15 protein-coding genes are annotated in these 13,140 nt (G+C 58.6%); 10 read left to right on the top strand and 5 right to left on the bottom strand.

The genetic code is table 11. The annotated features are described in order from the left end of the window. Positions 1-9: 9 nt before the first annotated feature. Positions 10-921, bottom strand: coding sequence for a metallophosphoesterase (locus A37O_RS0112995; protein WP_018297942.1), 912 nt, complete (start codon positions 919-921; stop codon positions 10-12). 35 nt (positions 922-956) lie between these two features. On the opposite strand from A37O_RS0112995, the gene A37O_RS0112990 reads away from it, so the two are divergent. Then, a complete protein-coding gene (locus A37O_RS0112990) occupies positions 957-1,409 on the top strand; it encodes a GatB/YqeY domain-containing protein (RefSeq protein ID WP_018297941.1) in 453 nt (150 codons plus the stop codon). A 7-nt stretch (positions 1,410-1,416) separates the two neighbouring features. Here A37O_RS0112990 and A37O_RS0112985 read toward each other — a convergent pair whose 3' ends face one another. Continuing rightward, positions 1,417-3,867 carry a transglycosylase domain-containing protein gene (locus A37O_RS0112985; RefSeq protein ID WP_026196377.1) on the bottom strand — a complete coding sequence of 817 codons (2,451 nt, stop codon included), beginning with the start codon at positions 3,865-3,867 and terminating at the stop codon, positions 1,417-1,419. 225 nt (positions 3,868-4,092) lie between these two features. Between A37O_RS0112985 and A37O_RS15515 the strand changes: the two genes are divergently transcribed. The 4 genes from A37O_RS15515 to A37O_RS0112965 all read left to right on the top strand — a co-directional run bounded on the left by A37O_RS15515 (position 4,093) and on the right by A37O_RS0112965 (position 6,011). Next, positions 4,093-4,467, top strand: coding sequence for a WhiB family transcriptional regulator (locus A37O_RS15515; protein WP_018297939.1), 375 nt, complete (start codon positions 4,093-4,095; stop codon positions 4,465-4,467). 18 nt (positions 4,468-4,485) lie between these two features. Further along, on the top strand, positions 4,486-4,641 hold the full coding sequence (gene sp36 / locus A37O_RS16585) for a Sp36 family protein (protein ID WP_018297938.1): 156 nt from the start codon (positions 4,486-4,488) through the stop codon (positions 4,639-4,641). Continuing rightward, positions 4,641-5,102: a RidA family protein gene (locus A37O_RS0112970; protein WP_018297937.1), complete on the top strand. Its 462-nt coding sequence runs from the start codon at positions 4,641-4,643 to the stop codon at positions 5,100-5,102. Before sp36 ends, A37O_RS0112970 begins: the two co-directional genes overlap by 1 nt. A 75-nt stretch (positions 5,103-5,177) precedes the next feature. Continuing rightward, the gene (locus A37O_RS0112965) at positions 5,178-6,011 is read left to right on the top strand and encodes an MBL fold metallo-hydrolase (protein ID WP_018297936.1); all 834 of its coding nucleotides are present in this window, start codon (positions 5,178-5,180) and stop codon (positions 6,009-6,011) included. A gap of 71 nt (positions 6,012-6,082) precedes the next feature. On the opposite strand, the gene glxR is transcribed toward A37O_RS0112965, so the two are convergent. Continuing rightward, entirely contained in the window at positions 6,083-6,766 is a 684-nt protein-coding gene (gene glxR / locus A37O_RS0112960) for a CRP-like cAMP-activated global transcriptional regulator GlxR (RefSeq protein WP_018297935.1), read from the bottom strand. Between the two features lie 441 nt (positions 6,767-7,207). On the opposite strand from glxR, the gene nth reads away from it, so the two are divergent. From nth to A37O_RS0112935, 4 genes are all read left to right on the top strand, one after another. Next, positions 7,208-8,065: an endonuclease III gene (gene nth, locus A37O_RS0112950; protein WP_018297933.1), complete on the top strand. Its 858-nt coding sequence runs from the start codon at positions 7,208-7,210 to the stop codon at positions 8,063-8,065. Next, positions 8,062-8,667, top strand: a complete 606-nt coding sequence (locus A37O_RS0112945; protein WP_018297932.1) for a TlpA family protein disulfide reductase — start codon at positions 8,062-8,064, stop codon at positions 8,665-8,667. Before nth ends, A37O_RS0112945 begins: the two co-directional genes overlap by 4 nt. An 18-nt stretch (positions 8,668-8,685) precedes the next feature. Continuing rightward, positions 8,686-9,456 carry an NUDIX hydrolase gene (locus A37O_RS0112940; protein ID WP_018297931.1) on the top strand — a complete coding sequence of 257 codons (771 nt, stop codon included), beginning with the start codon at positions 8,686-8,688 and terminating at the stop codon, positions 9,454-9,456. 100 nt (positions 9,457-9,556) lie between these two features. Then, a complete protein-coding gene (locus A37O_RS0112935) occupies positions 9,557-10,750 on the top strand; it encodes a MarP family serine protease (protein WP_018297930.1) in 1,194 nt (397 codons plus the stop codon). 24 nt (positions 10,751-10,774) lie between these two features. On the opposite strand, the gene A37O_RS0112930 is transcribed toward A37O_RS0112935, so the two are convergent. Together A37O_RS0112930 and A37O_RS0112925 are read right to left on the bottom strand one after the other, a co-directional pair. After that, positions 10,775-11,704: an alpha/beta fold hydrolase gene (locus A37O_RS0112930; RefSeq protein ID WP_018297929.1), complete on the bottom strand. Its 930-nt coding sequence runs from the start codon at positions 11,702-11,704 to the stop codon at positions 10,775-10,777. 90 nt (positions 11,705-11,794) lie between these two features. Further along, entirely contained in the window at positions 11,795-12,298 is a 504-nt protein-coding gene (locus A37O_RS0112925) for a phage holin family protein (RefSeq protein ID WP_018297928.1), read from the bottom strand. A 131-nt stretch (positions 12,299-12,429) separates the two neighbouring features. Between A37O_RS0112925 and A37O_RS0112920 the strand changes: the two genes are divergently transcribed. Continuing rightward, positions 12,430-13,122 carry a hypothetical protein gene (locus A37O_RS0112920; protein ID WP_026196375.1) on the top strand — a complete coding sequence of 231 codons (693 nt, stop codon included), beginning with the start codon at positions 12,430-12,432 and terminating at the stop codon, positions 13,120-13,122. Positions 13,123-13,140: the final 18 nt, after the last annotated feature.

Here is a 13,140-nt window from a genome sequence, read left to right as displayed (position 1 = left end):
CAATGAAATCTAGCTGCGTTCAGTGACCCTAATCAGCGCGGCCGACGGCGGGCAGAAGATGCGGACCGGAGCATAACGCGAGGTGCCCAGCCCGTTGCTGACCTCCATCCACATGTGGCCGAATCGGTGCAGGCCGGAAGCACGCTTCCTGTCGATGTCCGCGTTGGTGATAATTGCGCGCTCACCAGGCAGGCAGATTTGACCGCCATGGGTATGGCCGGACAAAGCGAGCTGGTAGCCGTCGGATTCGAAGCGCTCAAGCACTCGTCGATAAGGCGCGTGCAATAAGCCGATCGTCAGATCGGCGTCCTCGTTTGGCGGACCCGCGATCTGGTCGTAGTCGTCGAGTTCGTGGTGGGGGTCGTCGACACCCGTGATAGCGAGGCGCACCGAACCGACCTGGAACTCGAGCCGCTGGTGCGTGGCGTCCTGCCAACCGTGCTCGATGAATGCGGCGCGCATGCCCTTCCACGGCAAATCTACGTACGAGGGAGTGCGCTTGGTGCCCGTGAGGTACTTCAGTGGGTTGACCATGCGCGGCGCCCAATAGTCGTTGGTGCCGAAGACGAACGCGCCGGGTCGGTCGAGCAGCGGGCCGAGCGCGCGCAGGGCATCGGGGACCCCGCGCTCGTCGGAAAGATTATCGCCGGTGTTAATCACCAGGTCAGGGGATAGCGCGTCGAGTGCCGAGACCCAAGCAATCTTCGTCTCCTGGCCCTTGATCATGTGCAGGTCCGAGACGTGGAGGATCGTAAAAGCCTCTTTTCCACGCAGGGTGCCGGGCTCGAGGAGCGGTAGCTCGTAGGTTTTCAGGCGGAAGTTATTCAATTCGCTGACACCGTAAGCGATCGCGACAGCGCCAGCAAAGGCACCGGTGGCGGCTAGTGTTCCGGTAGTGCGGAGGATCGAGGAGAACTTCATCGTGTCAATCCTACCCGTGGCGTACTCTTGAGCCCATGAGTGAACTAAAAGACACAATCCGCGATGACATGAAAACCGCAATGAAAGCGAAGGACAAGGTCCGCCTCGGCGCGATCCGCATGCTGCTTGCCGCCATTCAGACGGAGGAGACCTCCGGTGCCAAGCACGAACTCACCGACGAGGACGTGCTCAAGGTTGTGGCCCGCGAGATCAAGAAGCGCAAGGAATCCGCTCAGATCTACGCGGAGAACGGCCGTCAAGAGCTCGCGGATGCCGAGCTCGCCGAGGTAGCAGTGTTCGAGGATTACCAGCCAGCACAGCTTTCCGACGACGAGGTTGCAGCGCTTGTCGACGAGGCCGTGGCCGAATCCGGAGCCGAATCCATGAAGGACATGGGCTCGGTCATGAAGGTTGCCACGGAAAAAGCCGCCGGCCAGGTAGATGGCAAGCGGCTTTCCCAGGCGGTCAAGGACCGCCTTTCTAGCTAGGTCTTTTTTAGAGGCTGTTGAACAGATCGGCGAGTTGCTGGCCGACGCGTTCAGCTTCATCCTGCAGATCCTGAACAGTGGGCGATGTCGGCGCTGGTGACCTGCCACGGTTGCCCTGGTTGCTGCCCGTGTCCTGGGTTCCACCGTTGTTTGTGCCGGACTCGGCGCCGCCCTGCTGTGGCGTTGGCGCTGGAGCATCAGAGGTGCCATCGGAAATATCCAGGATCACTGTCGCCCCAGATGTGAGAATCTGGTTTTCGGAGCGTGCAGCCACAACGTTGTTGCGGGGAACACCGTTACCTGCCACCTGGCGGGTTTCGACGTTGTAGCCTGCTTCTTCTAATTGTCGGCGAGCGTCCTGCTCGCTGAGTCCCTTGACATCGTCGAGAAGCGTTTGAGACTCGCCAGCTAGAAACCGGGCATCAGCCTCCGGGAGCCGGCCTTGGGCCGCCCCGGGAATATTCGTTGCTGCAGAGAACCACGTTTGTGCGGGCTCGCGACCACCGAAAAGCGATCCGTCACCGCACTGGCGCACTGGTGAAGTACACAGTGGGGTGGTGCTGGTGCCGTCGTTGAAAATGTATGGCGCGGCAGAAAGAGCACCGTTGAAACCGATAAACGCCGACGACTGGTTTGATTCGGTGGTTCCGGTTTTCGCCGACACAGGAGCGGACCAACCGTACTGATTCGCGGCGTTTTCTGCGGTGCCGTCAACGGCGTCTCCGCTGAGTGCGTCCGCGAGTGCGTAAGCCACGTCCTGGTCCATCACAGATTCGCAATCAGGGCGCTCGATATAGACCTCTCGCCCCTGGCGGTCGGTGACCTCCGCGATCGGGTTGGGCTCGCACCAACGACCACCGGAGGCGATTGTGGCACCCACGTTGGACAGCTCCAAAGCGTTCACAGCGGTGGTACCCAAGGTAAAGGAACCGAGGTTGGCATCTTTTGTGTACTGGGCGATGGAGGTATCGCCGTGAGTGCCCTCACCTTCGTAGGAGCGCAGGCCCAGGCGCACGGCCATGTCCACGGTCTCTGACACGCCAACTTCATCAATGAGTTCGACAAAAGTAGTGTTCGGGGATTGGGACAATGCGTCTTTCAGCGACAACTCAGCTGGGTAGTTGCCTGCGTTTTCTACACAGTAGGCACCGGCCGGGCAGTTCCTGGCACCACCGTCACCCAGGCCGTAGACCTCGGTTCGGTTGGGAACAGGCAGCATGGTGTCAATGCCCATGCCCTTTTCAATTGCGACAGCTGCCGTGAACAACTTGAACACAGAACCTGCGCCGTTGCCCACTAAGGAACTGGGTTGTGGGAGGTAGGTCTGCCCGTCGTCGATACTGAGCCCGTAATTGCGCGATGAGACCATGGCGGCAATATCGCGGGAGTTTTCACCTGGACGCACAACGTTCATCACGCCAGCGACGCCAGCTGCATAAGGGTCGACGTTGGAGGTGACGGCGTTGTGTGCGGCGTTTTGGGCATCGGGTTCCAGAGTGGTCCGAATTGTGTAGGAATCGTTGCGCAGCTGCTCGTCGGTCATTCCCTGGTTCTTCAGGTAGTTCAGGGCGTAATCGCACAAGAACCCGCGGTCTTCGGCAGCGATACAGCCGTTGGGCAAGGTAGCTGGGGAATCCAAGATACCGAGCGGTTCTTGGACATATCCGTCAGCTTCCGCTTGCTCGAGGTAGCCGGCATCCGCCATTGCCTGCAAGACAGTATTGCGCCGTTCGGTTGCGCCCTCGGGGTTGTAATACGGGTTCAGCGCTTCCGAGGACTGCACGATTCCGACAAGAAGTGCCGATTGTGGAGGAGTCAGCTCCGCAGCACTAATGCCGTAATAGGTACGCGCGGCGGCCTCGATGCCGTAAGCGTGATTACCGAAAGGAACAATGTTGAGGTAGCGGCCGAGAATCTCATCCTTGGACAAGTTCTTATCCAGATCACTAGCCATCTTCATCTCGCGCAGCTTGCGGGGAATGGACTGCTCAGTAGCCTGCATCTGTTCCTCGGTGGATTCCGCATCAACCAGGAGCAAGTAGTTCTTGACGTACTGCTGATTAATCGTGGACGCACCCTGCTCGACACCACCGGCAGCGAGGTTCGTAAACAAAGCACGAGCGGTGCCCTGGATATCCACGCCATCGTGCTCGTAAAAGCGACGATCCTCAATGGCGACCAATGCGTCTTTAACAGACTGCGAGATCTCCTCGGGTGCAACCTCGTGGCGGCGCTGGTTGTATAGCCATGCCATTGGGTCACCATTAACATCAGTAATCGTAGTCACGCCCGGGGATGTTCCGTCGGTAAGATCGGAAAGATTAGATTGCATCGTCTCATTCGTTCGGGCGACGGCGACACCGCCAATACCCGCGAAAGGGGCTAGACACGCTGCGATCACTACAGCAGCCAAAACGATGGCTCCAAGTAGTTTTGCTAGGGATTTCAATGCAGTCACGTCCTATACCCTACGATGTTTCTCCCCACGGGGGAATGACTGCGTCCCCCTAATTGTGTGACTTACTCGACAAGATGTTTGGTTTGTGAATACACTTACCGGCGAAGATATAAGTTCACCGACTTTGCACTGATAATCAATTGTGAATTAGCTGAACGTGTTGTGCACAGTGCCTGCACGGTGGAGCGCAAAGCGCGCTGAAGGACCTCCCGGAAGGAGATCACCATGACCGCAACGTTGCCCCTGGGATACCAGGACGAGTCCGACCGTCGGAACGATCCGAAGCGAACCTCATTGAAAAGTGACATGGACGGACAGATGGTCTTCGACCGAGGTGAATGGGTCACGCATGCGCAGTGCCGCACCGGCGATCCAGATGCCCTGTTCGTCCGAGGCGCAGAACAGCGCAAGGCAGCAGTCATCTGCCGTCACTGCCCAGTGCAGCTCGAGTGCAGGGCAGATGCATTAGACAACAAGGTTGAGTTCGGCGTCTGGGGCGGCCTGACTGAACGTCAGCGTCGTGCCTTGCTGCGGAAGAATCCGCACATCACCGACTGGGCTGCATATTTATCCTCGGGCGGTGCCCTCGACGGGATTTAACCCGCTAGAGTGGTGGCCATGAAGAAATGGGAATATGCCACCGTGCCACTGCTCACTCACGCCACCAAGCAAATCCTTGATTCTTGGGGCGAAGACGGCTGGGAGCTTGTCTCCGTTGTTCCCGGGCCGAACCCGGAAAATGTGGTTGCTTACATGAAGCGCGAGGCCGAATAATGGCAAATTGGACCAAGCGTTTCGAGGAGCTCGGAATTGAGCTTCCTGCTGTCGCGGCACCAGTTGCTGCGTACGTCCCAGCCACTCAGGTAGGCAACCAGGTGTGGACTTCCGGTCAGCTGCCTTTCGTCGACGGTGCTCTACCCGCCGAAGGCAAAGTGGGGGCAGAAGTCGACGAAGAAACTGCCTACCGGCTTGCCCGCGTTGCGGTGCTGAATGCTATCGCCGCTGTCGATGACCTGGTGGGAGTGGACAAGATCTCGCGTGTGCTGAAGATCGTGGGATTCGTGGCTTCCGATCCTAACTTCACCAAGCAGCCAGCCGTGATTAACGGTGCGAGCGAGGCGTTGCAGGAAATTTTCGGTGAGCAGGGTGCGCACGCGCGCTCGGCCGTGGGCGTTGCGGTGCTGCCGTTGAACTCCCCAGTAGAAGTTGAATTGATTGTCGAGATCGAGGAATAGAACCGACAAGTAGTACTTCTACTTTTCGTCTCCCTCGGATTAGAAAAACCCCGTCGGCCCTGTAGGCTGGGTGCTATGGAGCACCCTGCTTACAGTCAGATTCGACCGGTAACGAACTCGGTCGCCGTCGTCTTAGCCCCCAACCCAAGCTATGCAGCGTTGGAGGGTACAAATTCGTGGATTATCCGTGGCCCAGAGGATGATTTCAGTATCGTCGTTGATCCAGGCCCGGAAGATGAAGGACACCTCAATGTCCTCAAATCCAAGGCCGGAAATGTCGGCCTGATTCTTCTCACTCACCGCCACCACGACCATGCTGATGGTGCTGAGCGTTTTCGCCAGTTGACTGGCGCTCCAGTTCGCGCGTTCGATCCTCGCTATAGCTTTGGGGCAGAGCCTTTAGTTGATGGCGAAATTATCAGCATTGATGGTGTGACCCCCACCGTCGAGGTCGTCCATACCCCTGGCCACACTTCCGATTGTGTTTGTTTCTTCGTCTACACCGACGAAGTCACGGAAGAAAACCTAGAGGGGATCATGACGGGTGACACCATCGCGGGTCGCCACACCACCATGATTTCGGAAACCGATGGCGACCTTGGTGCCTACCTGGAAACACTTGCACTGCTGGAAAACCGCGGCGCGGGCGTGACTTTGCTGCCCGGCCACGGCGCAGAAGCGCCAGACCTGGCACCATTTGCTCGCAAATATATCGATCGCCGTAACTATCGCCTCGAGCAGATTCGTTCCATCTGGGCTGAGCGCGGCACCGATGTTGATGTGAAGACACTCGTCGATGAGATGTACGACGATGTTGACCCAGTTCTGCGCGGAGCGGCAGAGCAGTCCACCCGCGTCACCCTAAAATACTTGGAGCAGCAGGGCGAAAAGGCGCCTAACCACGTGTAAGGCGCCATCGTCGTAAAGTGAAGAACCGTTCCCACTGGGACCGGTTCTTTTCTGTCTGCTCGAATCTGCGACTAGCGTGCGCGGCGAGCGAGGTGCTCGGTGTCAACGATGAGCACGGACTTACCCTCGAGGCGGATCCAACCACGATGCGCGAAGGTAGCAAGAGCCTTGTTCACGGTCTCGCGGGAGGCGCCGACCAGCTGGGCGATCTCTTCCTGGGTGAGGTCGTGGTTGACGCGCAGGGCGCCGCCTTCTTGCTGACCGAAGCGGTTCGCCAGCTGCAGCAAGGTCTTTGCCACGCGGCCTGGAACATCGGTGAAGATGAGGTCAGCCAGGGAGGCGTTGGTGCGGCGCAGACGACGCGCGAGAACGCGGAGGAGCTGCTGGGAGATGGAGGGGTACTCCTCGATCCAGTTCTTCAGCATCTCGGAGTTCATCGTGGCAGCCTGGACCTCGGTCACGCAGACCGCGGAGGAGGTACGTGGGCCCGGATCGAAGATGGAAAGCTCGCCGAACATGTCAGACGGTCCCATCACGGAAAGCAGGTTCTCGCGGCCATCGGAAGCGTGGCGGGCGAGCTTGACCTTGCCGGAAATGATGATGTACAACCGGTCGCCGGGTTCACCCTCGTCGAAAATGGTGGCCCCGCGAGGGAAGCGCACGGTTTCCATATCTTTAGTCAGGTTTTCAACCGCTACAGGGTCAACGCCTTGAAAAATTCCGGCACGCGATAGGGTCTCGTGAACTCCGTCCATTCGTGTTCCTCCCAATTTGTTTCGTTCCCTGGTCACGGTATCGGTGGCTAAAGTGATAGGGGTTCCCAGCCAAATGGTTGATTCGGCTGCTGAAGATTTCTTAAGTGATGGTAACCACTGTGGTGATTACTGCTTCGCCAGACTAATCACAAAGTGATTTTATGGCGAAATTTGTCACACTAGAAGATGATAACACTCTAGTAACAAGGGTGCGCGAAAAAGTCGTTCTTAATTCGCTGTGCGCACGGTGGAAGCACGGTGGAAGCACGGTGGAAGCACAGTGGAAACTGCCTTGTTATTTAATGCTGACAACTATAGATTCCAACTTCTCCATCCCAATGAGGAAGAGTGCCAGCAAGACCGGGACCACAAACACAAGTATTGCTGTCATGGCCCCAACGATACCGGAGGCGATTTCGGGGACAAGCTAAGGTAGACATTATGTCTGCTCCACGCGCCTCGCTTACTCCCCTGAAAACTCGGCGCCCTGGGTCTCATCCGGCGGCGAAGGGCCGCGAAACGGAACTGGGGCGCACTCGCCGGGCGAGGCGGATTAACCGAACCCTTGCCACTGTGTATCCCGATGCGCAGGCGGAACTGGATTTTACCAACCCGCTAGAGCTACTTGTGGCTACTGTTTTGTCGGCTCAGACCACCGATGTGCGGGTCAATCAGGTCACCCCTGCGCTGTTTGCGAAGTACCCGCGCGCGGAGGATTACGCCTCTGCCGAGGTCGAGGAGCTGCAGGAGATTATTCGGCCGACTGGGTTTTACAAGGCCAAGGCTGGGCACCTGATTGGATTGGGCCAGAAGCTGGTGTCAGATTTCGGTGGTGAAGTCCCAGTTGGTATCGACGATCTTGTGTCCCTGCCGGGAGTGGGCCGCAAGACGGCCCATGTAGTGCGCGGCAATGCCTTTGACCTGCCAGGATTGACAGTAGACACGCACTTTCAGCGGCTAGTGCATCGGCTTGGCCTGACCGAAGAAACCGATCCCGTTGCCATTGAAAAGGCTATTGGCGAACTGATTGAGAAGCCTGAATGGACCATGTTCTCCCACCGGATTATTTTCCATGGGAGGAGGGTCTGCCACGCCCGAAAGGCGGCGTGCGGGGCCTGCCCCATTGCATACGACTGCCCGAGCTTTGGGCAGGTAGGTCCGCCAGATTTCGGGGCAGCAGAAAAGCTCGTTCGTGGGCCAGAGCGCGAACATATTCTCACGATGATGACTACTCCGGTAGAGCCCGAGGGCGACCAGAGTGATGAGGACCAGAGTGATGAGGTAGAGAAAGAACTATGAAGAAATCGCTAATCGTCAGTGTCGTCGTGCTGGTAGCAGCCACGGCATTGCTCCTCGTCGGCGCGTTTAGCGTGCTCAATGGCAACGGGAATGAATCGAGTGACGCTTCGGCTGCGAGTTCGGCCACATCCGGTGAAGCTGGCGAAGATTCAATCGTGCCCGAACCCGCTGAGATGTCTGATCGCCCGAACTGCCCATCCACCGGCGCTGGGGGAGTAGAGCTGCCGTGCCTTGGTGGTGACAACGGCGCTGCTCCGGATGATCCGAACCACATCACGGTGGTCAACGTGTGGGCATGGTGGTGTGGTCCGTGCCGAGACGAGTTACCCATCGTGGAACAATACGCAGAGCAAAATCCTGGCTATACCGTGGTGGGCGTACAAGCCGATACCAACGCGGGATACGGTGCCGACCTTCTCACCGAGCTGAACGTCGACATTGCTAGCTACCAGGACTCCGACAATCTTTTCGCGGGAACGTTGGGGTTGCCCAACGTTATTCCCATTACCGTGGTGTTCCGAGGTGAAGAGCAGATTGGGCTCTTTCCTCAGGCTTTCACTTCTGTTGATGAAATGGATGAAGCAGTAAGTAGCGTTGTGTAACAAAAGGAGTGAGTGACAATGGGGCAGGGAAGTAGCTACTCGCATAGCAGTTTCAAGCATGACGTTGCCGTGAACCCTGAGCGGGCTCCGGAGTGGCTGTCGCCTTTGGCACGCCACCGCGACATCGGGGCAGAGTCGGCTGTGTCCAGGCATCTCTCCGCCCGCTCCGCAGCGGTCACCAGTGCCAACGGGGGCGCGATCCCAGGGGCGAAGCATGCGGCAGTGCTCATGCTCTTCTCAGGAGCCCGAGGAAGTGCTTCCTTGCCTGAGGATGCCGGGATTTTATTGACGCATCGCACTCCCACGATGAGAACTCACTCTGGTCAGATGGCCTTCCCCGGTGGTCGGATTGACCCTGGAGATCGGGGCCCCGTCGATGCGGCGTTGCGCGAGGCGTGGGAAGAGACGGGGTTGGACGCTGATGCGGTGACACCGTTAGCCACCTTGGATATGGTCAGCGTGCGCTCAAACGGTTACCCGGTTCACCCCGTTGTGGCCTACAACCACTCAGGAGCAAAGACCTGGGTGGCCAGCGAGGATGAAACCGATGATGTCTTCGTTGCCAGCCTTGAAGAGCTCCTCGCCCCCGAATCCCGGCTCACGGTCGGCTGGGGTGGGTGGAGTGGTCCGGCCTTCCGCACGAACGGCTACCTAGTGTGGGGCTTTACCGCTGCGCTGTTGGCGGGGGTGTTCACCGCCAGTGGGTGGGACATTCCCTGGCACTCCGAGCGGATATATGACTTAGAGGATGCCCTGGCACAGTCCCGGAACCGGGAACGCCACGACTAAGGTGTGTCGTAGCCGATATCAACTTTTGAGTATCGAGCGAGTAGGCTCTGCCTAAGAATTGATTGGACAATTGCCGAGCCAGTAAGGACTGCCCTGCCCTGTGACCGCTAGCCTCATCATCGATGCTGTCATCGTCCTGCTGATTATTTCTGCCTTCGTTGGCGGATGGAGGCAAGGTGCGTTCTCATCAGTACTCTCTGCCATTGGCATCATCGCTGGCCTCGTCATTGGCCTGGCGGTTGCTCCTTTCGTCATTGACCTAGCCGATACGACGGTGTGGCGCATGCTCTTGATGCTCCTGGTCATCGTCCTCTTCGTCGGCATCGGTAATCTCGCCGGTGCCACGATTGGCATGCACGTGCGTGATCGCATGCGAAAAGCGTCGGCTCAGACCTTGGACTCGGCCGTGGGCGCTGTCTTGCAAGCACTCGCTTCCGCCCTTGTGATCTGGCTGATTTCGATCCCCCTGGCTTCCAGCATGCCCGGCTCGTTGGGCCAGGGCATCCGTTCGTCGTCCGTGCTGACAGCCATCGACGAGGTCGCTCCGCAGTGGGCGGGACGCATTCCTTCGCAATTGGCAGCGCTTCTCGACGAATCCGGCCTGCCACCTTTGGTCTCTCCCTTTGAGGGAAGCAATGCACAAGAAGTGGATGCGCCTGACGCAGCTGCAGTGGATCAGACCATGGTCGCTGCAGTGGAGCCTTCCGTAGTCCATGTCCGCGGCGATGCGCAGGTCTGCGAACGCCACCTCATGGGCTCTGGATTCGTGGCGTCCCCCGACTACGTGATCACGAATGCGCACGTTGTCGCAGGCACCGAAAAGGTCGGCCTGGATACTCGCTTGGGCACCCAAGAGGCGACCGTGGTCTACTACAACCCTGATGTCGATATTGCGGTGCTCCACGTTCCGAACTTGGGTCTTGAGCCTTTGCAGTTCGCCGAGCAGGTTGCCTCTTCTGGCGACGATGCGGTTGTGATGGGCTATCCAGAATCCGGCCCGTTCGAGGCCGCACCTGCGCGCGTGCGCGATCGCATCACTATTGCGGGCCCCGACATCTATGCCACCGGACGCGTCGAGCGTGAGGCCTACACGGTGCGCGGGACGATCCGCCAGGGTAACTCTGGCGGGCCGCTCATGGACACCAATGGAGACGTCCTCGGCGTTGTATTTGGTGCCTCGGTAGATTCCACAGGCACTGGCTACGCGCTCACGTCCCGCGAGGTACGCGACCAGATGGGAGATTTCACCTCGCTCACGCAGCCCGTGGATACGCAGCAGTGCGTGACCCGCTAACCCTGCACCGTTAGTCCAGCACCGCTAACCCAGCACCGTCTTGAAGTAGTTGGCCAGATGCGCCAGGAACCGCTCGGGCTGTTCGATCGGCGGCAGGTTCTTCGCCTCGTCGATAGATAGCTCTGTCACGTCGGCATCGACGCGCTTCCGCGAGAGGGTCACAATCGGGTTCCACAGGCTCTGCTTGGGGTGAATCAGCAGGGTCGGTGCGGTCACTAAAGCGTCCTGCTGGAAGGAGACAGGCAGGCGCGGGGTGAGCAGGCGTGAATTGTGCACGATATATGGCATCGCATGGCCGATATCGGCAGCCTTGAGGCGCAGCTCGAGGGTTTCTTTGAAGGCATTGGTGCGGTGGAATTTGGTCGTGGTATCGAATTCCAGCGACTTACGCCACGTCGGAGCGCGTAGCGACGACAGGCGCGACAGGAATTGAGACGGCAACCGGGCGATCGTGATGCGGCCGATAATGGGCATGAAGTCCCACGGGCGCCGGCGCACGGCGGCGCGCAGATCGGTGGGGTGAGCCGCAGAAATAGAAACGAGGGCGTGGATCTTCTCGGGATAGTGCGTCGCGCAGGCCCAGGCCACAGTACCGCCCGTGTCGTGCCCGACGAGGACCGCCTTGGAGTGGCCCAACGAGGAAATGACAGCGGCGATGTCACCAGTGGCAATGCGCATCTCATCTCCAGGCGTTTGCGGTGGCTTGTCGCTCATGCCGTAGCCGCGCATATCAATGGCGGCGACGTGATACCCAGCAGCTGCGAGGGGAGCGATCACCTCCTTGTAATCAAACCAGCCCCCGAAGGTGCCGTGGATCAGCAAGACGAGGGGGTTGCTGGGGTTGCCGGCAACCGCGACGTGCAGTCGGATACCACGTGTATGAACCATGTGGTGTTCGAAGTCGCCTTCGAGTTTCACCACTTCTGGACTGGTGGCATAGCGCTGGGCGCTCACAATTAACCTTTCGATTGGGGCTAAAAGGGCAGGACACAAGAAAACGCCTGCGGCTGGGCAGACGTTTCAGTGTGACTAAGTGAGGGGCCTTTAGGTGTAAAGGTGGGAATCCTTCTTCGCCAGGTTGGATGTCGCCTGACCCGGCACCAAGGTCTTCAGCTCTCCGACGGAATCAATCGTCTTTTCAGGCTTTTTCAGGCCCTTGACCTTGCGGTAACCCATGAAACCGAGGATCGCAGCCAGGACAATCATGACCAGGAAGACGATCAGGAACGCAGCCCAGCGCTCCAGCCAGACGGCGAGGAGCTCTGCAAGGAAGAAGAAAAAGAAGAACGATGAGTACGCAGCGATGACACCGGCACCACCGAAGAAGCCGCCGCCCATGGCGCCCTTCTTCACTTCGCCGGCGATCTCGGTCTTAGCCAACTCGATTTCAGAGCGCACGAGGGTAGACATCTGCTCGGTAGCACTGGAGACCAGTTCACCGATGGAGTTTTCTCCTGGGCGGGTGGAATCAGTATCGCGCAAAGGAATCGAATTTACCTTCGCGGAAAAGGACTCAGTCCCGTCGGTGTAAAGACCTTTGTTGCTCATGTTTCTAACCTTCCTCGGTGGGTTGTTTCACCCTGGGGGATTGCATGATTCTATTGTCGATTTACCACAATAGTCCCAAGATTTTCATAATGCTTGTTAAATTTGATTACTCCGTGGCTATTCTAGGCTATATGAGTGTGCCAGGTCCCCTTTCCCCCTACCTCGGACTAGGCAATGTTGCCTCGCTTATCGACGAGGCCACCGCCTCAGTGGCCAGGGCACATCGGCGCCCGGCGGCGCTGCGGAGATCCGACGTCATTGTCGGAGAATCTGTCCTGCGGGGAGCCAAATTATCAGCTTTGCTCGAGGGGACCACGGTAGAAGAAGAGCCGGAAAACTTCATTCGGCCTTACGCCTTGTTGTCCCCGGAATCGTCGGGGCGCACGGCGCAGGCCTTTCTGCGAGCTCCTCTGCAAGTTTTTGCACGTCTCGACGTGGCAGCAGGGGGCAATGGCACCCCGGCAACTAGCGACGGTGCAGCGCGGTTGAATGCGCTGGCCAGAATCATTACTGCCGAGAACGTCGAGGGAATGCTGCTCGCCCAGGTCGTGCACTTTGAAATCGCCTCCCGTGAGCTGTTTGGCCCGCGCAGTGGCGTCGTTGGGCGCGTTGCTGGACGCGCTGCAGCGGCAGCCACCGGAGCAGACCCGCTGGGAATTGCGGTGCCAGAAACCTATTATTACCGCCACAAAACCGAGTATGCACAGGCGCTGGGAGCGTGGAAAGAAGCAAATGCTGAAGGGAGCACGTCTGCGCTCGAATTCGGGCTGCGCGCCTGGGGCGTCGGCGGGGACGAGGCCGATGGGATAGCCAAGGCAGCCTAATCGTCGTCAAGCGAAAAG

The sequence above is a fragment of the Corynebacterium lubricantis DSM 45231 genome, from assembly GCF_000379425.1.
Taxonomy (GTDB): Bacteria; Actinomycetota; Actinomycetes; order Mycobacteriales; family Mycobacteriaceae; genus Corynebacterium; species Corynebacterium lubricantis.
The sequence above is the reverse complement of the archived record's forward strand: the minus strand, read 5'-3'. Positions and strand labels throughout refer to the sequence as shown.